Below are 21,478 nucleotides of genomic sequence, written 5' to 3' on the forward strand. Positions count from 1 at the left end.
CCGTTGCGCCGGTGCCGCCCGCCCCCGGCGTCCCGGCTGCCGGCTACCCCTACGTGGTCGGCCCTCCCGGACTCGGGGCCGGCACTGACATGACTCTCGGTTCACGCAGCGGCCAGAAGGCGCCCGCGCCCGACGCCGTCGCGGCGCCGGCCGCCGTGGCCGGGCGGGAAAGGGCCCGGCGCCGCCGGCGTCCCCGATCGGGCCTGATCGACCCCGGCCGCCGCTACGAATATCTCGACCAGGGTTCGACGGGGGACGCCGACGGCGCGACCGCCTCGGATCGGGGCGCGGGACAAATGGGGTTCGCCGGCACCTCCCCCGGGGCGGGCGCGCCTCCGGCGGGCTTGACCACACTTACCGGCGCGTCATCGGACGTCGGCCCGGGCGAACCCCTGCTGCCGAGCAGCTGGTGCCACCCAATCGAAGAAGGACCAACCGGGCAGGTGAAGGGCCCTTAATGGGCTTTTTCGCGCGGTCGCGGCGGTTTGGACGGCTTCCGTTCTGGCTACCAGGCTTCTAGCTCAACGTTAGAGTGGGGGCAGAGCAATGGAGGGAGTCCGTAAATGATGAAGCGCTCGTTGGCCAAACTGGCCGTGACCGTCGGCGGTTTGGCACTGGCGTCGACCGCTGGGGCCGGAGTGGCATCGGCCAGCCCGGATTACGGTCCGATGATCAACACCACCTGTAGCTACGACCAGGCGATGCGGGCCGTGCACGCGGAAAACCCGATGGCCGCCCAGTACCTCGACCAGTCGCCGCCCAACCAGCAGTTCTTGCAGCAGTATCTGGCGTCGTCGCCCGATCAGCGGGTGAACCTGCTTCACGCTATCGAGCACAACCAGGGGGCCCAGCAGGCCCTGCCCATCTTCCAGCAAATGATGACGGACTGCACTCGGTACTGAGTGTCTCCGGCTCGGGCTTCCCGACCACAGCGTTAGATCACCAGGCGGCGGGCCGCCGCGACTAAGCGGCGCGCCCGCCGACCTGTGTCCGGCGTTTCGCCGCCCACCGCGCGGTGGCGAACCCGCTCAGCCGCATCGGCGCAGCCTACAGCGCTCAGTGCGTCTGCAGGTCCGGTCGATAGCGGGCCAGCAGCGACCGCACGGTGTCCATGGCGGTCACCGCGCGGCCCTTGTCGACGGCCTGGATGGCCATCACGGGGATGTACTCGTCGTCGGGCAGGTCGATTCGCGCCCAGCGGTGACCCACCGGAAAGGACACGCCGGCAACGTCCTGCCATTCGATCAGCTTGTCGCCCAACAAGTTTCGCACCGACACACCGGCCGGCCCGATCCGCAGCCGCGGACGGGCGAACAAGAGCACGACGCCGGCGATGACCAGGCCCAGCACCGCGATCGCCACCTGGTCCGAGGTCTGAAAGACCACCCCGGTGGACTTCACCTTGAGGAGCAGGCCCACCGCGATGTGCGCCGCGGCGATCACGAACGCCGCCCCATAGGCGAATAAGGGTGTGCGGTAAGGACGCAGCACCGCATCCCAGGTCTCGCGGTCGGTAGGCGATGTCACGACCGAGCGCGCAACTCACGCAGGGTCAGCGCGGTGGTAAGGGCCGCCAGAGTCGCTTGTGCCCCTTTGTCCTCGGCCGATTCGGGAAGGCCGGCCCGGTCCAGGGCCTGCTGCTCGGTGTCGGTGGTCAGCACGCCGTTGGCCACCGGTGTGGAAGTGTCCAACGACACGCGGGTCAGGCCCTGGGTCACCGCATCGCAGACGTATTCGAAATGCGGTGTCTGCCCGCGGATCACGACGCCCAGCGCGACGACGGCATCGTGGTTTCGGGCCAGTTCCTGCGCCACCACCGGGATCTCGATTGCGCCGATTACGCGCACCACCGTCGGGTCGTCGATGCCCGATTCCGAGGCCACCTTGCGGGCACCCCCCAGCAGTGCATCGCAGATCCCGCCGTGCCAGGTACTGGCGACCAGGGCCAACCGCAGGCCGGATGCATCGAGCGGCGGAACCTCCGGCACACCCTCGGCCGGGCTCACAAAGCACCGCCGAATTCACCTGGCAGATGCACGGATTCGTGAAAGTCGTCCAGCCCGGCCAGGTCGTGGCCCATCTTGTCCCGTTTGGTCATCAGGTAACGGATGTTCTCCGCGTTGGCGCGCACCGGCAGTGGCACCCGCTCGATGATGTGCAGGCCGTACCCGTCCAGCCCGACCCGCTTGGCCGGGTTGTTGGTCAACAGCCGCATCGAACGCACCCCGAGGTCGACCAGGATCTGCGCTCCGATCCCGTAATCCCTTGCGTCGGCGGGCAATCCAAGCTTGAGGTTGGCGTCGACGGTGTCTTCACCGGCGTCCTGCAGCTGATAGGCCTGCAGTTTGTGCATCAGCCCGATGCCGCGGCCCTCGTGGCCGCGCATGTACAGCACGATGCCCCGTCCCTCCCGGGCGACCATCGCCATCGCGGCGTCCAGCTGCGGCCCGCAATCGCAGCGGCGCGAACCGAACACGTCACCGGTGAGGCATTCGGAGTGCACGCGCACCAGGACGTCGTCACCGTCGGAGTTGGGCCCGGCGATTTCCCCGCGCACCAGCGCGACGTGCTCGACTTCTTCATAGATGCTGGCGTAGCCGATGGCACGAAACTCGCCGTGCCGGGTCGGTATCCGGGCCTCGGCGATCCGGGCGATGTGCTTTTCGTGTTTGCGTCGCCACTCGATCAGGTCGGCGATGGTGATCATGGCGAGGTCGTGTTCGTCGGCGAAGACCCGCAGTTCGTCGGTCTGCGCCATGGCGCCTTCGTCCTTCTGGCTGACGATCTCGCAGATGGCGCCCGCGGGCTGCAGCCCGGCCAGCCGGGCCAGGTCCACGGCCGCCTCCGTGTGTCCTGGGCGGCGCAATACGCCACCGTCCTTGGCGCGCAACGGAACCACATGACCGGGCCGGGTGAAGTCGTCGGCGACGCTGGTGGGATCGGCGAGCAGGCGCATCGTGGTGGCCCGGTCCGAGGCCGAAATCCCGGTGCCCACACCCCGTCTGGCGTCGACCGTGACGGTGTAGGCGGTGCCGTGCTTGTCCTGGTTGACCGCATACATCGGCAGTAACCCCAGCCGGTCACAGATCTCGCCGTCCAGCGGCACACACAGGTATCCCGAGGTGTAGCGCACCATGAACGCCACCATCTCCGGCGTCGCCTTCTCGGCGGCGAAGATCAGATCGCCTTCGTTCTCGCGGTCCTCGTCGTCGATGACGATGACGGCCTTGCCGGCCGCAATGTCGGCAACCGCCCTTTCGACGGAGTCCAACCTCGTCATCTTTGCTACCTCGCCGTTCCCGCTTTCCGGCGGGAACACTGTCGAAACGGCTCACACGAGAAGCCCACGTGTTGCATTAAGTATGAACCACGGCGACCGCGCGGTTATTGCCGCGGTTTGATCAGCGGGACGGGCCCGGATCGCGCCGGGCCGGCGGGCGGCCCGGCGGCACCGACGGCCTGACCAGTTGCGATGAGGCGCGCCCATCCCCTCGCGGCGAAGTCGCGACGCCCGGCCGGGCCAGACCGCGCCGTCGCCGGCCGCGCAATCGTCGCCGGGATCACAATTTCGCGCCCGGCCCGCGGCGTCGGTCCCAAACGGACCGCGCACGCCGGCGGGCCGCGCCGGTCTATCACTGGTGCCCGGGCGCGCAATGGAACCCGGGCTGGGGCAACAACTGGGACTGGAACAACTGCCACGACTGGGAGGACACGCCGGCCCGGCGGGCTGGGGTCCGCCGCGTCCGTGGGCTCCACCGCAGCCACCACCGCCGCCGTGGGCGCCGTGGGCTCACCCGGTCTGGAATCCCGGCACCAACAGCTGGGGCTTCTGGGCCAACGGCCGCTGGAACGGGCTGTAAGCCGAGCCGTTTCGGGGACAGGTCGCCGCCACGGCAACACCGTCGTGGACCGGCGGCCTGTTTCCGTGTTCCGACCTAAAAGGACCTCAATCGCTCGGCGCATTCGGCGAAGGCTCGCCCCCGGCGGCAGAGCCGTGTTCGTCGGCCAGGTGGCGTAAGACCCGTTCGTTGAGGGCGGCCAGCATGTCGAGCTCAGCCGGGGTGAGCAGGTCGATGAAGTTCCGCCGCACGTCCTGCACGTGCCCGGGTGCCGCCTTCTCGATCGCGGCGCGGCCGGCCGGCAGCAGGCAGACCATGGTGCTGCGGGCGTCGTCGGGGTTGGGCTCGCGACAGATCAGCCTGTCCTTCTGCATGCGCCGCACCTGGTGGGAGACACGGCTTTTCTCCCAGCCCAGCGCATTGCACAGCTCGTGGGCGGGCATGCGGTCGCCGTCGTGACCCGAGAGCACGGCCAGGATCTCGTAGTCGGCCCCCGATAGGCCCGATTTCTGCAGGCCCCGGTTCAGGTGCACGTCGAGCCGATGATGCGCGTGCTGAAAGGCCCGCCAGGCGCGGTCTTCGCGGGGGTTCAACCAGTTCGGTTCCATCGGTTGCATCCTACGGCATTTGGTTGACGCGTCACCAAACGCCGCCTAAGGTGGACACATCAACCTTTGCACCCTCCATTCAAGACAGGACGCTCCATGAACAGCATCAGCATCATCGGCACCGGAAACATGGCCCGCGCCATCGGCGGGCTGGCGGTAGCGGGCGGCAACGCCGTCGAGGTCATGGGCCGCGATCGGACCAAGGCAGCCGACCTGGCCAAGGCCCTAGGCGCGACGACGGCAGAGTTCGGCGCCGTCCCCGCCGGGGACATCGTCATCGTTTCCGTGTTGTACGCCAACGTCGTTCCGGTTGTCGCCCAGTACGGAGACGCCCTCGCGGGCAAGGTCATCGTCGACATCAGCAACCCCTTCAATTCCGCGGCCGACGGGCTGGCCATCCCCGATGACACCTCGATCGCGCAGGAAGTGGCAAAGGCGGCCCCGGCCAGCGCCAGCGTGGTGAAGGCATTCAACACCGTCTTCGGTGTTGTCCTGGCCCAGGGCCGGCGGCTCGACGTCTTGATCGCCGGCGATGACGCGCGCGCCAAGGCGGCCGTGGCGGAGTTCATCGAGAGCCTCGGGCTGCGCCCGCTGGACGTCGGCGGCTTGAACATGGCCCACTGGCTGGAAGGAACGGGCCTGGTCGTGATGGGCCTCGCCCGCCACGGGGTGGGGAACTTCGCCTTCGCGCTGGGCGCGACGGTTCCCGGCTGAGCCGCGCCGCCGCCGGCCCAGGCACTGAACGAACAAGGGCGCGATGCGCCCAAATAATGGTTGATAGATCATCGAAAGGATTCTCGGGATGAAGCTCGGTTTCGCGCTTCCCATAGTCGGGCCCGCTATCAGCAGCGCCGCTGGTTTGAGCGCGTTCTGCCGCGGACTCGAAGACCTTGGGTACGACACGCTGTGGGTCGGCGATCGATTTGTCACGCCCGTTGATATGCACAGCACCTATCCGGGCAAAGAACAGCCCTACCCGCCGCAGATGACCCGTTACCTCGATCCGGTGTTGCTGTGGACGGTCGCCGCGACGGCCACCAGCCGGGTGCGCCTGAACGCCAGCACGCTCAGCACGTTCTACTACGAGCCGCCGCACCTGGCCCGGCTGCTGACCACACTCGACGTGCTCAGCGACGGCCGCCTTGGTGTCGGCGTGGGGCTCGGGTGGATGAAGGACGAGCACGACATCGCCCGCGGCGCGGACTGGCACCGGCGCGGTCAGATGCTCGACGACCTGCTGGCGTTCCTGCGCGAGTGGTGGACGACCACCCCGGTGTCCTGGGACAGCGAGTTCTTCTCGCTGCCCCCGGTCCATGCCGACCTGCGGCCGGTCCAGGCCGGCGGTCCGCCCATCTGGATCGGCGGCGCCAGCGAGGCCGCGATGCGCCGGGTCGGCCGCAGCGGCGCCGGCTGGCTCGGGGTCGAGGGGCTGCAGGACGAGGTCACCGACCATTTGTGGTCAATCGCGCGCCGCGCGGCGCATGACGCCGGCCGCGATCCGGACGCGCTGAAGACCGCCATGCGCATCAACCTCGAACCGGGCGCGTCCGTTGACGCGGTGGCCGGCAGGCTCGAGCGCCTCGCCCGGTCCGGTGCCGACGAGGCGATCGTGGATGCCTTCGCGCTGTTCCCTAGCCTTGACCAGATGCTTGACTTCGCCGGCCAGGTGATCGCCCGATGGCGTGGCCATGGCGGCGAACTGGACTGATCTCGCCGTCGGGCTATCCCCGGGTCATCAACCGCTCGACGTACTTGGCGATGACGTCGACTTCCAGGTTCACCGGCGTCCCGACCGGCGCGCGGCCCAACGTGGTCAGTTCCCGGGTGGTGGGGATCAGCGAGACCTCAAACCAATCCCCCGGCTCGCTGCCCAGCCCGGACACCGTCAGCGAAATCCCGTCGACGGTGATCGAGCCCTTTTCCACGACGTAGCGGGCCACCTCGGCGGGAATCTCGATCCGCACCACTTCCCAGTGCTCGGACGGCGTCCGCGCCACGATGCGTCCGGTCCCGTCGACGTGGCCCTGCACGATGTGCCCGCCCAGCCGGCTGTTGACGGCCGCGGCGCGCTCCAGGTTCACCCGGCTGCCGACCTGCAGCTCGCCCAAGTTGGACCGGTTGAGCGATTCGGCCATCACGTCGGCGGTGAACTGACCGCCGGGCAACAGCTCGACGACGGTCAGGCACACGCCGTTGACGGCGATCGAATCGCCGTGGCCAGCGTCGGCGGTCACGACGGCGCCGCGGATGGTCAGCCGCGCCGCGTCGGAGAGGACGTCGCGAGCCGTCACCTCACCGAGTTCCTCGACAATCCCGGTAAACATCCTCCTAGGCTAATTGGCCCACTTTCTGGCGAATGAGCAGGGCAAACAGCGGCGTTTGGGCGACACCGGGGCCCCGCGTTCACCAGGGCAGTCACCGGCACCCTTTACGATGCAGAGTATGCAGACCCGCCGCCGTCTATCGGCCGTCATCGCATCCCTGACCCTCGCCACCGCCTTGATCGCCGGCTGTTCGTCGGGCTCAAAGCAGAGCGGCGCACCGCTTCCCGACGCCACGACCCTGGTCAAGCAGTCGGCCGACGCCACCAAGAAGGTGAAGAGCGCGCACATCGCGCTCAGCGTTCAGGGCAAGATCCCCGGGCTGCCCATCAAGACGCTGACCGGCGACCTCACCACGGCACCGACCACCGCCGCGTCGGGCAACGCCACCATCACCCTGGGTGGGTCCGACATCGACGCCAACTTCGTGGTGGTCGACGGGACCCTGTACGCCACCCTGACCCCGAACAAATGGAGCGACTTCGGCAAGGCCTCCGACGTCTATGACGTTTCGGTGCTGCTCAACCCCGACAACGGGCTGGGCAACGCGCTGGCGAACTTCAGCGACGCCAAGTCCGAGGGCCGCGAGAACATCAACGGACAGAACACCATTCGCATCAGCGGCAACGTCTCGGCCGACGCGGTGAACAAAATCGTGCCGCAGTTCAACGCGACCCAACGGGTGCCCAGCACGGTGTGGATCCAGGAGTCCGGTGAGCACCAGCTGGTCCAAGCCAACCTGCAGAAGAGCTCGGGCAACTCCGCCCAGATCACCCTGTCCAACTGGGGCGAGCAGGTTCAGGTCACCAAGCCCCCGGTGAGCTCGTGACCGCGGAGACCAAAGCCCCGACCGGGCACCAGACCGGGCGCCGCGTAGCGATCAGCGCGGGCAGCCTGGCGGTCCTGCTCGGCGCCCTGGATGCCTATGTCGTCGTGACGATCATGCGCGACATCATGACCGACGTTCACATCCCGATTAACCAGCTGCAGCGCATCACCTGGATCATCACGATGTACCTGCTGGGCTACATCGCCGCCATGCCGCTGCTGGGCCGGGCCTCCGACCGGTTCGGGCGCAAGCTCGTGCTGCAGGTCAGCCTGGCGCTGTTCATGGTCGGCTCGGTGGTCACCGCGCTGGCCGGTCACTGGGGCGATTTCCACCTGCTGGTCGGCGGCCGCACCATCCAGGGCGTGGCCAGCGGCGCGCTGCTGCCGGTCACCCTCGCCCTGGGCGCCGACCTGTGGGCGCAGCGCAACCGCGCCGGCGTGCTTGGCGGCATCGGCGCCGCGCAGGAGCTCGGCAGCGTGCTCGGGCCGCTGTACGGGATCTTCATCGTCTTTCTGTTTCACGACTGGCGCTACGTCTTCTGGATCAACGTCCCGCTGACGCTGATCGCGATGGTGATGATCCAGTTCAGCCTGCCGTCGCACGAGCGGGTGGAGGAGCCCGAAAGGGTCGACCTGGTCGGCGGTGTGCTGCTGGCGGTCGCCCTGGGCCTCGCCGTGATCGGCCTGTACAACCCGCAACCCGACGGCAAGCAGATCCTGCCCAGCTACGGGTTGCCGCTGGTCATCGGCGCGGCCGTGGTCGCCGCGCTGTTCGGAATCTGGGAGCGCTTCGCGCGCACCCGGCTGATCGAGCCGGCGGGCGTGCACTTCCGCCCGTTCCTGGCCGCGCTGGGCGCCTCGCTGTTCGCCGGTGCGGCGCTGATGGTGACGCTGGTGGACGTCGAGCTGTTCGGCCAGGGCGTGCTGGGCCAAAGCCAGACTCAGGCCGCCGGCTTGCTGCTGTGGTTCCTGATCGCGCTGCCGATCGGGGCGGTGCTGGGCGGGTGGATCGCCACCCGGATCGGTGACCGGATCATGACCTTCATCGGACTGCTCATCGCGGCCTACGGCTACTGGCTGATTCACTTCTGGCGCCAGGACGTCATGAGCCAGAAGCACAACGTCTTCGGCGTGTTCAGCGTACCCGCGCTGCACGCCGACCTGCTGGTCGCCGGGGTGGGCCTGGGCCTGGTGATCGGACCGCTGACCTCCGCCGCGCTGCGCGTTGTGCCGTCGGCCCAACACGGCATCGCCTCGGCGGCCGTGGTGGTGGCCCGGATGACAGGCATGCTGATCGGTGTGGCCGCACTCAGCGCGTGGGGCCTGTACCGGTTCAACCAGATCGTGGCAAGCCTGACGGCCGCGATCCCGCCCAACGCCACGTTGCTGGAGCGCATCGCCGCACAGGGCACCATGTACCTGAAGGCCTTCGCCCAGATGTACGGCGACATCTTCTTGGCCACCGTCGCGATCTGTATCGCGGGAGCGCTGCTGGGTTTGCTGATCGGCGGCCGCAAGGAGCACGCCGAGGAGCCGGAAACTCTTGAGCCGCAAGCGGTCTCGTTGGGAGAGCGCTAGCCGCTGCGCGGCACCAGACTGAGCACCACGTCGGGCCCCACCCGCTCGATGCCGTCGAAATGCCAGCGCAGCGCCCGCGCGATCGTGGTCACTCCCACGTCGTCGACCGCGGTGACCGGACCGCCCAGCAGGGTCGGCGCGACGTAGGCCAGGATCCTGTTCACCACCCCGGCCCGCAGGAAGGCGCCGGCCAGGGTCGGGCCGCCCTCCAGTAGGACGTCGGTGCGGTCCGCGACGGCCTTGAGCACCTCCATGGGGTCGTGCGTGCGGATCAGCATGGTCCGCGAATCGTCGTTGAGAACCTTTGCCTCCGAGGGTATTTCACGCATCCCCACGACCACCCGCAGCGGTTGCCGGTCGGCCAGAGAGCCGTCGGGCAGCCGGGCGGTCAACGCCGGGTCATCGGCCAGCACGGTGCCGGTGCCCACCACGATCGCGTCGGCGGCCGCGCGGCGGCGATGCAGGTCCAGCCGTGAGGCCTCGCTGGAGATCCATTGGCTGGACCCGTCCGCGGCGGCGCTGCGGCCGTCGACGCTGCTGGCGTATTTCCAGGTCAGGTGCGGCAGCCCGGTGCGTTGCTTGTGCAGCCACTCACGCAGCGGGCCGCCGGTCACCTCGTCGGCCAGCACGCCGGAGCCCACCGTCACGCCCGCCTCCTCGAGCCGAGCCGAGCCGCCGGCGGCCTGCGGGTTCGGGTCGGCGACGGCATACACCACAGTCCCCACCTTCGCGTCCAGTAGGGCGTTCACGCAGGGCGGGGTTTTGCCGTAGTGGTTGCACGGCTCGAGGGTGACCACGACGGTACCGCCGGCCGCCAGATCGCCGGCCCGCCGCAGCGCCAGGATCTCGGCGTGATCGCCACCGGCCGGCTCGGTGGCCCCTACGCCGACGACCTCACCGCGGGCGTCCAAAATGACCGCCCCCACGGGCGGGTTCGGATACGTGGTCCCCTTGACCTGATTGGACTGGTCGATCGCCAAACGCATTGCGGCGTCCAGTCCCTCGCCCGCCGGCGCCGTCATCGACGCAGGCGCGGGGAGGCGCCGGCGGCCTGTCGCCGCAGGGCGTCTATCGCGGCCTCCGGATCCTCGGCGCCGTACACGGCCGACCCGGCGACGAAGCAGTCGACGCCGGCCTCGGCGGCTTGCTCGATGGTGTCCGCGTTGATGCCGCCGTCGATCTCGACGAGGATCGTCAACTCCCCCGCCTCGATGAGCTTGCGCGCGGTGCGGACCTTGCTCAGCACCTCGGGGATGAAGTCCTGGCCGCCGAAACCGGGCTCCACCGACATGATCAGCAAGGTGTCGAACTGCGGCAGGATCTCCAGGTAGGGCTCCAACGGGGTCCCCGGCTTCACGCTGATCCCCGCCTTGGCGCCGGCGGCGCGGATGTCGCGGGCCACGCCGACCGGATTGTGGGTGGCTTCGGCGTGGAAAGTGACGTTGTACGCCCCCGCCTCGGCGTAGGGAGGCGCCCAGCGATCCGGGTCCTCGATCATCAGATGGCAGTCCATCGGGATGGTGGTGACCGCCAGCAGGCTCTCGACCACCGGCAACCCGATGGTCAGGTTCGGCACGAAGTGGTTGTCCATCACGTCGACGTGCAACCAGTCGGCGCCGGTCACGGCGGCGGCTTCGTCGGCGAGCCGGGAGAAGTCAGCGGAAAGGATCGACGGCGCGATCAAAGGTCCCGCGATGTTGCGAGGCATGAGCGCCAGACTACTGAGCCGCGCGGACCGCTTCACATCCGGCGCGGCCGGGCCGTTTGTGTCGCGTCCTTGCTACCCCGCTTCGCGGCGCAGCGCGGCCGCGAACATCGCATCCGTGCCGTGCCGGTGCGGCCAGAGCTGGACATGCGGCCCGTCCCCCAGGTCGGCGACCGGCTCGAACAACGGCCTGGTGTCCAGCGCGCTCACCGGGTGGCGGCGCAGCGCGTCGGTGACCACGCCGACGGTTTCGGCCAGGTGCGGCGAGCAGGTGGCGTAGAGCACCACACCGCCGGGGCGGGTCAGCGCGATCGCGGCGCCCAGCAGCTCGCTTTGCAGCTTGGTGAGCGTCGGCACGTCGGCGGGCTGACGCCGCCACCGCGCCTCCGGTCGGCGGCGCAGCGCCCCCAGACCGGTGCAGGGGGCGTCGACGAGCACGCGGTCGAAGGTCGGCTCCAGACCGGTGTGCCGCCCGTCGACCCGCAGCACGTCGACCGGTAGACCGCGAGTGTTCTCGACCACCAGATCGGCGCGCCGCGGGGCCGGCTCCACCGCGGTGATGCGGGCTCCCGAGGGCGCGCCGAGCCCAGCCAGCAGCGCCGTCTTGCCGCCCGGGCCGGCGCACAGGTCCAGCCACCGGCCGCCATCACCGTCCACCGGGGCCAGCGTCAGGGCCCGGGCCACCAGCTGGCTGCCCTCGTCCTGGACCAGCGCGGCGCCGTCGCGCACCGGCGCCAGCCGCCCGGGATCGCCACCCGTCAGGTACACCGCGTACGGCGAATAACGGCCGACGGTGCCGCCCACCGCCTCGGCCAGTTCGGCGGCGCAAAGCGCGCCGGCGCGGGCGGCCAGATGCACCTGAGGCCTTTCGTCGTCGCTGGCCAGCGCCGCGTCGAGTTCGGTCGCGGCGGCGCCCAACGCGTCGGCGAACGCCTGGGCGATCCACCGGGGGTGCGCATGCACGAACGCGGCATGCCCGATCGGATCTCGTGCCGGGTCGGGGGCCAGCTCGCCGACCCAGGAACGCTCGTCACGCCCCGAGATGGTGCGCAACACCCCGTTGACGAAACCCGCTCGCGCCGAGTCGAATTCGATTCCCGCCTGCTCGACGGTGGTGGACACCGCCGCGTGCGCGTCGACCCGGGTGCGCAGCAGTTGATACGCGCCGAGGCGCAGCAGGTCGAGCAGCACCGGGTCGATGGCCTGCGGCGAGCGTCCCGCCGCCGCGCCGATGACGGCGTCGAGCAGGCCCCGGCTGCGGCAGGTGCCGTAGGTCAGTTCCGTGGCGAAAGCGGCGTCCCGGCCGGTGATGCCGCGGTCGCGCAGCAGCGCGGGCAGGGTGAGGTTGGCGTACGCGTCGCGCTCGCTGACCGCTCGAAGCACGTCGAACGCGGCGGCGCGCGCCGGGTCCAGCGGCCGGCGCGGCGGCCTGCGGCCCCGCTGTCGGGGTCGGCGGGCGCGCTGCTGGGGCGCCGGCCTGCGCTCCGGCCGCCCACGCCGAGGTCTGTCGCGGCCGGTGGTCATGTCGCCCGCACGCCCGCGCCCAGCCGCGCACCGCGCGCCCAATCGACCGCATTCATGAATTTCTTTCCGGGCGGCTGAATTTGGCCCAACCGCACCGGATCCGAACCCGTGCCGACCCAGACGCTCCTGCGGTCCACGTGAATGGCGCCGGGCGACAACGGATCTGGCGGGCCGGGCGTCGCGGACGACTCGGCAGTCTGCACCGGGCCCAGTTTGATGCGCAGGTCACCGAGCAACGTCCAGGCCCCGGGGCTGGGGGTGACGGCACGGATGCGGCGATCGATGACCTGGGCCGGCAGGTCCCAGCGCACCCGAGCCTGCTCGACGGTGATCTTCGGCGCGAAGCTGACCCCTTCGGTGGGTTGCGGCACCGCCGTCAGGGTCGCGTCGGCGATGCCGTCCAGGGTGGCCGACAACAGATCCGCGCCCGAAACAGCCAGTCGCTCAAGCACATCCCCTGCGGTGTCGGTCGGCCGGATCGTCTCGGTCACGACTCCATAGATCGGGCCGGAGTCCAGGTTCGGCTCGATCTCGAACGTCGACGCCCCGGTGATGCTGTCCCCCGCGGCGATGGCCGCCTGCACCGGCGCGGCGCCGCGCCAGGCGGGCAACAGCGAGAAGTGCAGGTTGATCCAGCCCTTCGGGGGCACCGCGAGCAGGCCGTCGCGCAGCAGCGCGCCGTAGGCCACCACCGCACAGCAGTCCGGGGCCAACCGCGCCAGCTCGCCGACGAATTCGTCGGAATTCGGCCGCGACGGCCGCAACACCGGAATGCCGAGCTCGAGCGCCTCGCGCGCCACCGGCGACGGCTCCGGCTTGCCGCGCCGCCCCACCGCGGCGTCCGGACGGGTCAGTACCGCGACCACCTCGTGACGCGGCGAGTCGATGAGGCGGCGCAATGCGGGGAGCGCGGGTTCGGGGGTTCCGGCGAAGACAAGGCGCACCGGGTCAGTCTAGAAAGCGGGGGCCGCGGGCCGGACCCGCCGGCGGAAGGTGTGTGCGTACACTATTGCTTATGGCTACTATTTCTAGGAGTCACTGTCTCCCGGCGTGAGCCGCGCAGCCGACATCCGTCGACAACGAGGTCGAAAGACAAATCCCTTCACCTCCCAAGGAGGTCTAGATGACCCTCGACACTTCGATCAGCGATGCCTCGGTGGCCGCAACGCATCGCACGGTATGGGCCCTGGGCGACTACGCGCTGATGGCCGAGGAGGTTATGGCCCCGCTCGGCCCCGCCCTGGTCAAGGCGATCGGCACCGGGCCGGGCACGCGGGTTCTCGACGTCGCCGCCGGCTCGGGCAACATCTCGCTGCCCGCGGCCGCGACCGGCGCCACCGTCGTATCCACCGACCTCACCCCCGAGCTGCTGCAACGGTCGCAGGCCAGGGCCGCGGCGCGGGGCCTGACGCTTGACTACCGGGAAGCCAACGCACAGGCGCTCCCGTTCGGCGACGGCGAGTTCGACGTGGTCATGTCGGCGATCGGCGTGCAGTTCGCGCCCGACCAGCAGCGCGCCGCCAGCGAGCTGGTCCGGGTCTGCCGCCCGGGCGGCACCATCGGCGTGATCAGCTGGACACCCGAAGGATTCTTCGGCCGGATGCTCGCCACCATTCGGCCCTACCGGCCGAGCCTGTCTCACCCGGCGCCACCCGCGGCGCTCTGGGGGCGCCCCGGCTACGTCGCCGCACTGCTCGGTGACCAGATCAGCGACCTCGCCACGACGCGAGGCATGTTGGCGGTCAACCGATTTGACAGCGCCGAGGCCGTGCACGCGTACTTCAAGCAGCACTACGGCCCGACGATCGAGGCGTACGCGAACATCGGCCACAACCGCGTGCTGGCCGCCGAGCTCGACGCCCAGCTCATCGAACTCGCGCAAGACCACCTGACCGACGGCACCATGGGCTGGGAGTATCTGCTGGTGACCGCCGAAAAGCGGGCCGGCTAGGCCCGATGGCGCCGATCCGCACGTCGGCTACACGTCGACATCGGCGTCCAGGTGGACGTCCGGCTCGCCGCCGGCCGCGGTGAAGGCCGTCAGCGCCCGAACCAGCCCGTGTCGCTCCGGGGGCGGCATCTTCGCCACGATGGTCGCGATCTCCGCGCGCCGGTGCGCGGTCACCTGGTGGACCACGTCGCGGCCGCGCGTGGTGAGCGCGGCGAGCAGCTCACGCCGCGAGGTCGGGTGGGGCAGGCGGTCGATCAGTCCGGCGGCGACCAACCGGTCCACCATCCGGCCGGTGGCCGACGGTTGCACGCCCAACAGGCCGGCGAGCGTGGCGAGGTTGACCGGGCCGCGATTGGACAGGATCACCAGCGTGCGGAACTGCGCGATGGTGATGGTCTCGTCGACCTGCCCCACGGAGCGCGCCGAGATCGCGATCAGCAAACGGGAGGCCGTTAGCAGAGCATCGGTGATGACGTCCAGTGACTCGTCAACGGCGGTGTCGTCCGCTGTCATATCGCCCCTCCCCGGATGGTTCCGGCATCTCGGCGGCCAAGAATGAGAAAGTGTAGCAACCTTCCAATGTGGTAAAAAGGAATTATTGCACGCACATATTGTCGCCCAAGGTAACAATTCATGAAGGTTACCCGATGTGCAGAGGGTCGATCTGCACGCGAGCCGGCTCATGGGTCTGCCGGGCACTGAGCACACTGACGCCGCGGCGCAGCGCCGCCGCCAGCGCCAGCCCCTGCTGACGGGGCACGCGCACCAGCATCCTGGTCACCGGCGCGCCGGTCGGGGTCCCGGCGGGGCGGCGCACGCCGGGCGGAAGATCCACGGGCCCAAGCAAATCCGCGTGGATGGTCTCGGGATCGGTCAGCCGGGCCTCGTCGAGCAGCGCGGTGACCGCGCCGGGCGTCCCGTCGATGGTCGCGATGTGCACGCCGGGCGGCAGACCCACCTCGGCACGCGCGGTCACCTCCGCGTCCGCATGCCCCACCGGATCCCAGCGGATCAACGATTGCACCGTGGGCAGCGATGAATCGGCGACCACCATCACCACGCCGCCGTCGCCGCGGGCACGCACCAGCGCGGCCGCGCTCATCCAGCGCCACAGCGCATCCTCGGCCGCCCGCAGGTCTTGCCGGCCCAGCAGCGCCCAGGTGTCCAGCAGCAGCGCCGCCCCGTAACCACCGCACGCCTGCGGCTCGGCACCCGGGGTGGCCACCACCAGCGCCGGACCGGCCGTGACCTCGGGCACCACGCCATCACCCGACGACGTGATCACCGCCGTGCCCGGGAACGCGCGCCCGAGCTCTTCGGCGGTGCGCCGCGCCCCGACGACGACGGCGCGCACCGCATCCGACCCGCAGCGCGCGCACCGCCGGGTCGGGTCGACACGACCGCACCAACGGCACAGCAGCGCGGCGCCGCCCTCCTGCCACGGCCCGGCCAGTGAGAGCGGCCCCGTGCAGTGCCGGCACCGCGCGATGGTGCGGCACCGCGCGCAGGCCAGCGACGGGACGTACCCCCGTCGCGGCACCTGCACCAGCACCGGCGCCCCGGCGTGCAGCGCCGAGCGGGCGGCGCGCAGCGCGATGGACGGGATGCGCGCCGTGCGCGCCGCCGGGTCGCGCTCGTCGGCGTAACCGGTGTCGTCGAGGGCGATCACCCGTGGCGTGCGGGCGCGCACCATCGGCCGCGCCGCGACGATGTCGTGCGCCCAGCCGCTGCGCACCAGCGCGTGGGCTTCGGCGGTGCGCGCGTAGCCGCCGATCAGCGCCGCGCACCGGGCCTGATGCGCGCGCAGCATCGCCACCTCGCGGGCATGCGGATACGGTGCCCGCGGCTCGGCCAGGCTGTCGTCGGCGTCGGCCCACACCATCACCAGCCCCAGGTCGCTCAGCGGCGCGAAAACCGCGCTGCGGGTGCCGATCACCAGCCGCGCGGTGCCGCGCAGCGCCGCCAACCACCGCCGGTACCGCGCCGCCGGGCCCAGGCCGGCCGACAGGGTGACCACGCTGCCCTCGTCGATCCGCGCCGTCGCGGCCTGCCACAGCGCGTCCAGGTCGCGCTGGTCGGGCACGAGCGCCAGCGCCGAGCGACCGGTGCGCACCGTTTGCGCGGCGGCCTCGGTGAACCGGTCCGTCCACGACTCGCCCGGCAGCGCCTGCCAGACGGCCCGCGCGGCCCGCGACTCGGCCAGGGCGGCCAGGAACTGAGCTCCCCGGCCATAACCGTCCCAGCCGGACGGGTCGACGGGCTCCGGGATGGCCGCATCCCGGCTCACCAGGGGTTCCCGCTCCACGCGGGCGTGCCGGGGCGGCACGGCCAGGCGCAGCACGTCGGGCCGGGTGCCGGCGTAATGCGCGGCGACCGCATCGACCAGCCGGCGGATTTCCGGGGTGAGCACCGGTTCGGCCGACACGACGCGATCCAGCCAGCCCAGCTCGCCGGGGTGGTCGGTGTCGTTGCGGCGCTCCAGCACGAACCCGTCGACCAGGCGGCCGTGGAAACGCACCCGCACCCGCACGCCGGGCTGGGCGTCGTCGGACTGCTCGGCCGACACCAGGTAGTCGAATTCGCGATCCAGATGCGGCACCGACAGCATCGGCAGCACCCGGGCGATGGGCTCCACCTCGACGGGCGTGCGCGCGCCGCGGCTCACCGCACCCCCGGGCCGCGAATCATGTTGTCGTTCAATGTCTTACCGTCGGAGTCCGCAGCACACCCGGGCACCGGCGACAATCAGCTCTCGGCGGGCGCCGCGGCGTCCCCGGCGGCGTCCACGGGAAGCTCGCGGCCGAAGAAGAATCCGGCCGTGATCAGGATCTGGGCCGCCGCGTACGACCACCAGATCGGCACGGCCAGCGCCTCATTACCCAAGATGAAGCGGCCGATGGCGATCATCGAATCCGAGGCCGCGAAACAGACCGCGCCCACCGCCGTCCAGATCGTCGGCAGCTTCGCCAGCAGGGCCGTGCACACCATCGCGGTCAGCACCACGATGTAGACCGCCACCGGAAGCGTCAACTTCTCCGCCCCCAGGTGGGGCCAGAACCAGGCCAGCAGCGCGATCGACACCCCACACATGAGCACCACCGCAACGATGCGCACCGTCGATGGCCGCGCATCCTTCGACGCCCCGGAGAACGCCGGCACCAGCGGCAGCAGCGCGGCCACAAAACACAAGTGCGCCAACAGGAATGCAGCCAGGCCCACCACGAAGGACAGCGTCCACCACGGGATCGCCAGCACCCAGTCGCCGACGCCGGACAGCAGCAGGGCCGGCATCAGCCACCGCCGCTCGCGGACGACGGCGTGCCCCACCGCGGCCAGCGTGAGCAGCAACGCCATCGAGGCCTTGAACGCCGGCTGCAACACCCAGTGTCCGGTCAGGTCGATTCCCGGCGGCGAGCGCAGCGCCAGCACGGTCAGGTAGATGCCGTAGCCGAGGGCCGCCCAGCCGGCCACCACCCAGGCGCCGGCCACCAGACGAGGTGCGTACGGTACGTCCATGCCCAGCTTGGATAACACAGCCGACGAGAAACCCGCTATCGACCCCATCCTGCAGAAGGTACTGGATGCGGTTCCCTTCCGGCTATCAACTGAGGACGGCGTCGACGCGGCCCGCCAGCGGTTCCGCGACCTGCCGCGCCGGCCGCTGCATCCCGAGCTGCGGGTCGAGGATCGCACGATTCCCGGGCCCGCGGGTTCGATCGCGATCCGGATCTATTGGCCGCCAAGCCATCCCGCTGAACGCTCGGAGGGCGACGCCGCCCCGGTGGTCGTGTATTTCCACGGCGGCGGGTTCGTCATCGGCGACCTCGACACCCACGACGGCACGGCGCGTCAGCATGCGGTCGGCGCCGACGCCATCGTGGTGTCCGTCGATTACCGGCTGGCCCCCGAGCATCCCTACCCCGCCGCCGTCGAAGACGCTTGGGCCGCAACGCTTTGGGTCGCGGAGAACGCCGCCGCACTGCACGGTGACGCGGGCCGGATCGCCGTCGCCGGAGATTCGGCCGGCGGCACCATCTCCGCCGCGGTGGCACAGCGGGCGCGGGACAACGGCGCCCCGCCGATCGTGTTCCAGCTGTTGTGGTACCCGTCGACCATGTGGGACGCGTCGCTGCCGTCGTTCGCCGAAAACGCCACCGCGCCGATCCTGGACACCCGCGCCGTCGCGGAGTTCTCCCGTTGGTACGCGGGCGAAGTCGATATGTCGAATCCGCCGCCCGGCATGGCGCCGGGTCGCGCGAAGGATTTGAGCAACCTGGCTCGCGCCTACATCGCCGTCGCCGGGTATGACCCGCTGCGCGACGACGGCATTCGGTACGGCGAGCTGCTGGCCGCCGCCGGCGTGGCCGCCGAGGTGCACAACGCCGAGACCCTGGTGCACGGCTACCTGGGGTATGCCGGCGTGGTGCCCGCGGCCACCGCGGCGCTCGAGGCCGGGCTGGCGGCGCTGCGAACCGCCCTGCACCGGTGAAAACGCGGCGTACGGTAAACGCATGAGCGAGCCGACCATCGACCGGCCCGGGATCGATCCGACGTTCAAGGCGTTGCTCGACGCCTATCCGATGACGTTTCGCGAGGCCGACGGCGTCGAGGTCGCCCGCCAGCGGCTCAAGCTGCTCAAGGTCCCGCCGAAGATGCTGCCGGACCTGCGGATCGAGGATCGCACCATCGCCCACGGCGGACGCACCGACCTCCCGGTGCGCATCTACTGGCCCGACAGCGAACTGCGCCCGCTGCCGGTGGTCGTGTTCTACCACGGCGGCGGGTTCTGCCTGGGCGACCTGGACACCCACGACCCGGTCGCCCGCGCGCACACCGTCGGCGCCGAGGCCATCGTGGTGTCCGTCGGCTACCGGCTGGCCCCGGAGCATCCGTTCCCGGCCGGCGTGGACGACTGCTGGGCGGCCCTGCAATGGGTCGGCGAGCACGCGGCCGAGCTGGGCGGCGACCCGAAAACCATCGCCGTGGCCGGTGACTCGGCGGGCGGCAACCTCGCCGCGGTGACCGCGCTGTTGGCCCGCGACAACGGCGGGCCGGCGCTGCGCTTCCAGTTGTTGTGGTACCCCACGGTCACCGCGGACCTGTCCCTGCCGTCGTACACCGACAACGCCGAGGCGCCGATCCTGAACCGGGACGTCATCGACGCGTTCCTGTCCTGGTATGTGCCCGATCTCGATCTCACCGACCCGAAGGCGCTGCCCACCACCATGGCTCCGGCAAACGCCGCGGATCTGTCCGGGCTGGCGCCCGCCTACATCGCCACCGCCGAACACGATCCCCTGCGTGATGACGGGGCCCGTTACGCCGAGCTGCTGGGCGCCGCGGGCGTGCCGGTCGAGCTGGCCAACGAGCCCACCCTGGTACACGGATTCGTCAGCTTCGCCTTGGCGATACCCGCCGCCGCCGAGGCCACCGAACGCGGCCTGACGGCGCTCCATAAGGCACTGCACCCCTAGGCAGGCAACGATGGTTCCGCACGAAGACGAGGCCCCCGACTATCACGCGCTGATCATCGGCGCCGGGTTCTCCGGCATCGGTGCGGCCATCAACCTCGACCGGGCCGGTCTGCCCGATTACCTGGTGATCGAGGCCGGCGACGGGGTCGGCGGCACCTGGCACTGGAACACCTATCCCGGTATCGCCGTAGATATCCCGTCGTTCTCCTACCAGTTCTCCTTCGAGCAGAGCCGGCACTGGACGCGCACCTACGCGCCGGGGCGTGAGCTCAAGGCCTACGCCGAACACTGCGCCGACAAGTACGGCCTCCGGTCGCGAATCCGGTTCAACACCAAGGTGCAGACCGCCGACTTCGACGACGAGCGCCGCCTGTGGCGGGTGCAGACCGACCCGGCGGGTGAAATCACCGCGCGGTTCCTGATCAGCGCCTGCGGCGTGCTGACGGTGCCGAACCTGCCCGACATCGCCGGGGTGGACTCGTTCGGCGGCATCACCATGCACACCGCCCGGTGGGACCACAGCCAGGACCTACGCGGCAAGCGCGTCGCGGTGATCGGCACCGGCGCCTCGGCCGTGCAGGTGATTCCCGAGATCGCGCCAATCGTGTCGTCGCTCACCGTCTTTCAGCGCACCCCGATCTGGTGTTTCCCGAAGCTCGACGTGCCGCTGCCCGCGCCGGCGCGCTGGGCGATGCGGATTCCCGGCGGCAAATTCCTGCAGCGCCTGCTCAGCCAGGCTTACGTCGAGCTCACCTTTCCCATCTCGGCGCACTACTTCACGGTTTTCCCGCTGGCCACGCGGATGGCCTCGCTGGGGAAATCCTATCTGCGCCAACAGGTTAGGGATCCGGCCGTCCGGGAACAGCTGACCCCGAAGTACGCGGTCGGCTGCAAGCGTCCCGGTTTCCACAATGGTTACCTGGCCACGTTCAACCGCGACAACGTGCGCTTGGTCACCGAGCCGATCGACAAGATCACCCCCGGCGCGGTGGCCACCATCGACGGCGAGAACCATGAGATCGACGTGCTGATCCTGGCCACCGGCTTCAAGGTGATGGACCCGGACAACGTGCCCACCTTCGCGGTGACCGGAAGCGGCGGAAAGTCGTTGAGCCGGTTCTGGGACGAGCACCGGTTGCAGGCCTACGAGGGCGTCACCGTGCCCGATTTCCCCAACCTGTTCACGGTGTTCGGCCCGTACGGTTACGTCGGCTCTTCGTATTTCGCGCTCATCGAGGCGCAGACCCATCACATCGTGCGGTGCCTCAAGCGGGCCAAGCGCGTCGGCGCCACCCGCGTCGAGGTCACCGAGGAAGCCAACGACCGCTACTTCGCCGAGATGATGCGCCGACGTCCCCGCCAGATCTTCTGGCAGGACAGCTGCCGACTGGCCAACAGCTACTACTTCGACAAGAACGGCGACGTGCCGCTGCGCCCGGGCACCACCCCGGAGGTGTACTGGCGCAGCCGGCGGTTCAATCTGGACGACTACCGGTTCACCGGTTAGTCGGTTGCCGGCTCCTAGATCGCGCGCTTGAGGTCGTCGACTTTGTTCAGCTGTTCCCACGGCAGCTCGACGTCGGTGCGGCCGAAGTGCCCGTAGGCGGCGGTCTGCGCGTAGATCGGGCGCAGCAGGTCCAGGTCGCGGAT

General features: G+C 70.1%; 24 protein-coding genes. 11 read left to right on the top strand and 13 right to left on the bottom strand.

Annotation, left to right across the window (positions count from 1 at the left end; all coding sequences use genetic code 11):
* On the top strand, window positions 1-458 hold a 458-nt coding region (locus tag BST14_RS23525; RefSeq protein ID WP_497795592.1), incomplete at its 5' end, for a PPW family C-terminal domain-containing PPE protein.
* Between the two features lie 105 nt (window positions 459-563).
* A complete protein-coding gene (locus tag BST14_RS23530; RefSeq protein WP_064936546.1) occupies window positions 564-902 on the top strand; it encodes a hemophore-related protein in 339 nt (112 codons plus the stop codon).
* A 154-nt stretch (window positions 903-1,056) separates the two neighbouring features.
* Here BST14_RS23530 and BST14_RS23535 read toward each other — a convergent pair whose 3' ends face one another.
* Genes BST14_RS23535 through BST14_RS23545 form a run of 3 tightly spaced genes read right to left on the bottom strand, consistent with a single transcriptional unit; the run spans window position 1,057 to window position 3,280 of the window.
* Window positions 1,057-1,527, bottom strand: a complete 471-nt coding sequence (locus BST14_RS23535; protein ID WP_083066761.1) for a PH domain-containing protein — start codon at window positions 1,525-1,527, stop codon at window positions 1,057-1,059.
* On the bottom strand, window positions 1,524-2,006 hold the full coding sequence (gene ribH / locus BST14_RS23540; RefSeq protein WP_083066762.1) for a 6,7-dimethyl-8-ribityllumazine synthase: 483 nt from the start codon (window positions 2,004-2,006) through the stop codon (window positions 1,524-1,526). The genes BST14_RS23535 and ribH overlap by 4 nt, the downstream gene beginning before the upstream one ends.
* Window positions 2,003-3,280, bottom strand: a complete 1,278-nt coding sequence (locus BST14_RS23545; protein ID WP_083066777.1) for a bifunctional 3,4-dihydroxy-2-butanone-4-phosphate synthase/GTP cyclohydrolase II — start codon at window positions 3,278-3,280, stop codon at window positions 2,003-2,005. Before BST14_RS23545 ends, ribH begins: the two co-directional genes overlap by 4 nt.
* A gap of 107 nt (window positions 3,281-3,387) precedes the next feature.
* Here BST14_RS23545 and BST14_RS32810 point away from each other — a divergent pair, with 107 nt between their 5' ends.
* On the top strand, window positions 3,388-3,939 hold the full coding sequence (locus tag BST14_RS32810; protein ID WP_142279561.1) for an Mtp family mycobacterial-type pilin: 552 nt from the start codon (window positions 3,388-3,390) through the stop codon (window positions 3,937-3,939).
* Window positions 3,940-3,946: 7 nt separating this feature from the next.
* On the opposite strand, the gene BST14_RS23555 is transcribed toward BST14_RS32810, so the two are convergent.
* Window positions 3,947-4,447, bottom strand: a complete 501-nt coding sequence (locus BST14_RS23555; protein WP_083066778.1) for a MarR family winged helix-turn-helix transcriptional regulator — start codon at window positions 4,445-4,447, stop codon at window positions 3,947-3,949.
* A 96-nt stretch (window positions 4,448-4,543) separates the two neighbouring features.
* Here BST14_RS23555 and BST14_RS23560 point away from each other — a divergent pair, with 96 nt between their 5' ends.
* Complete coding sequence (locus BST14_RS23560) at window positions 4,544-5,161, top strand: NADPH-dependent F420 reductase (RefSeq protein WP_083066763.1); 618 nt, start codon at window positions 4,544-4,546, stop codon at window positions 5,159-5,161.
* Window positions 5,162-5,249: 88 nt separating this feature from the next.
* On the top strand, window positions 5,250-6,155 hold the full coding sequence (locus BST14_RS23565) for a TIGR03619 family F420-dependent LLM class oxidoreductase (RefSeq protein ID WP_083066764.1): 906 nt from the start codon (window positions 5,250-5,252) through the stop codon (window positions 6,153-6,155).
* 13 nt (window positions 6,156-6,168) lie between these two features.
* On the opposite strand, the gene BST14_RS23570 is transcribed toward BST14_RS23565, so the two are convergent.
* Window positions 6,169-6,771: a riboflavin synthase gene (locus tag BST14_RS23570; RefSeq protein WP_083066765.1), complete on the bottom strand. Its 603-nt coding sequence runs from the start codon at window positions 6,769-6,771 to the stop codon at window positions 6,169-6,171.
* Between the two features lie 118 nt (window positions 6,772-6,889).
* Here BST14_RS23570 and BST14_RS23575 point away from each other — a divergent pair, with 118 nt between their 5' ends.
* Both BST14_RS23575 and BST14_RS23580 read left to right on the top strand, forming a co-directional pair.
* Window positions 6,890-7,597, top strand: coding sequence for an LppX_LprAFG lipoprotein (locus BST14_RS23575; RefSeq protein WP_083066766.1), 708 nt, complete (start codon window positions 6,890-6,892; stop codon window positions 7,595-7,597).
* Window positions 7,594-9,174 (top strand): MFS transporter, encoded by a 1,581-nt coding sequence (locus BST14_RS23580; protein WP_083066767.1) that lies wholly within the window; start codon window positions 7,594-7,596, stop codon window positions 9,172-9,174. The genes BST14_RS23575 and BST14_RS23580 overlap by 4 nt, the downstream gene beginning before the upstream one ends.
* On the opposite strand, the gene ribD is transcribed toward BST14_RS23580, so the two are convergent.
* The 4 genes from ribD to fmt form a co-directional block, all read right to left on the bottom strand.
* Window positions 9,171-10,196 (bottom strand): bifunctional diaminohydroxyphosphoribosylaminopyrimidine deaminase/5-amino-6-(5-phosphoribosylamino)uracil reductase RibD, encoded by a 1,026-nt coding sequence (gene ribD / locus BST14_RS23585; protein WP_083066768.1) that lies wholly within the window; start codon window positions 10,194-10,196, stop codon window positions 9,171-9,173. The two genes, BST14_RS23580 and ribD, sit on opposite strands and share 4 nt — an antisense overlap.
* A complete protein-coding gene (gene rpe, locus BST14_RS23590) occupies window positions 10,193-10,882 on the bottom strand; it encodes a ribulose-phosphate 3-epimerase (RefSeq protein ID WP_083066769.1) in 690 nt (229 codons plus the stop codon). Before rpe ends, ribD begins: the two co-directional genes overlap by 4 nt.
* Window positions 10,883-10,954: 72 nt before the next feature.
* Window positions 10,955-12,403: an RsmB/NOP family class I SAM-dependent RNA methyltransferase gene (locus tag BST14_RS23595; RefSeq protein WP_083066779.1), complete on the bottom strand. Its 1,449-nt coding sequence runs from the start codon at window positions 12,401-12,403 to the stop codon at window positions 10,955-10,957.
* A complete protein-coding gene (gene fmt, locus BST14_RS23600) occupies window positions 12,400-13,347 on the bottom strand; it encodes a methionyl-tRNA formyltransferase (protein WP_083066770.1) in 948 nt (315 codons plus the stop codon). The genes BST14_RS23595 and fmt overlap by 4 nt, the downstream gene beginning before the upstream one ends.
* Before the next feature lie 179 nt (window positions 13,348-13,526).
* Here fmt and BST14_RS23605 point away from each other — a divergent pair, with 179 nt between their 5' ends.
* Window positions 13,527-14,354: a class I SAM-dependent methyltransferase gene (locus BST14_RS23605; protein ID WP_083066771.1), complete on the top strand. Its 828-nt coding sequence runs from the start codon at window positions 13,527-13,529 to the stop codon at window positions 14,352-14,354.
* A 27-nt stretch (window positions 14,355-14,381) separates the two neighbouring features.
* Here BST14_RS23605 and BST14_RS23610 read toward each other — a convergent pair whose 3' ends face one another.
* The 3 genes from BST14_RS23610 to BST14_RS23620 form a co-directional block, all read right to left on the bottom strand.
* Window positions 14,382-14,867 (bottom strand): MarR family winged helix-turn-helix transcriptional regulator, encoded by a 486-nt coding sequence (locus BST14_RS23610; protein ID WP_083066772.1) that lies wholly within the window; start codon window positions 14,865-14,867, stop codon window positions 14,382-14,384.
* Between the two features lie 127 nt (window positions 14,868-14,994).
* Window positions 14,995-17,019, bottom strand: coding sequence for a primosomal protein N' (locus BST14_RS23615; protein ID WP_211280795.1), 2,025 nt, complete (start codon window positions 17,017-17,019; stop codon window positions 14,995-14,997).
* 80 nt (window positions 17,020-17,099) lie between these two features.
* The gene (locus BST14_RS23620; protein ID WP_083066773.1) at window positions 17,100-17,870 is read right to left on the bottom strand and encodes a lysoplasmalogenase; all 771 of its coding nucleotides are present in this window, start codon (window positions 17,868-17,870) and stop codon (window positions 17,100-17,102) included.
* On the opposite strand from BST14_RS23620, the gene lipI reads away from it, so the two are divergent.
* From lipI to BST14_RS23635, 3 genes are read left to right on the top strand one after another with little or no spacing between them, the layout of a single operon-like run.
* Window positions 17,869-18,843, top strand: a complete 975-nt coding sequence (lipI, locus tag BST14_RS23625; RefSeq protein WP_083066774.1) for an esterase LipI — start codon at window positions 17,869-17,871, stop codon at window positions 18,841-18,843. The two genes, BST14_RS23620 and lipI, sit on opposite strands and share 2 nt — an antisense overlap.
* A gap of 22 nt (window positions 18,844-18,865) precedes the next feature.
* Complete coding sequence (locus BST14_RS23630; RefSeq protein ID WP_083066775.1) at window positions 18,866-19,828, top strand: alpha/beta hydrolase; 963 nt, start codon at window positions 18,866-18,868, stop codon at window positions 19,826-19,828.
* Between the two features lie 10 nt (window positions 19,829-19,838).
* Complete coding sequence (locus tag BST14_RS23635) at window positions 19,839-21,335, top strand: flavin-containing monooxygenase (RefSeq protein WP_083066776.1); 1,497 nt, start codon at window positions 19,839-19,841, stop codon at window positions 21,333-21,335.
* A gap of 14 nt (window positions 21,336-21,349) precedes the next feature.
* On the opposite strand, the gene BST14_RS23640 is transcribed toward BST14_RS23635, so the two are convergent.
* Window positions 21,350-21,478, bottom strand: a 129-nt coding sequence (locus BST14_RS23640) for a methionine adenosyltransferase domain-containing protein (RefSeq protein ID WP_158085918.1), incomplete at its 5' end; no start/stop codon positions are given.

This window comes from Mycobacterium arosiense ATCC BAA-1401 = DSM 45069 (assembly GCF_002086125.1).
GTDB classification, from domain to species: Bacteria; Actinomycetota; Actinomycetes; order Mycobacteriales; family Mycobacteriaceae; genus Mycobacterium; species Mycobacterium arosiense.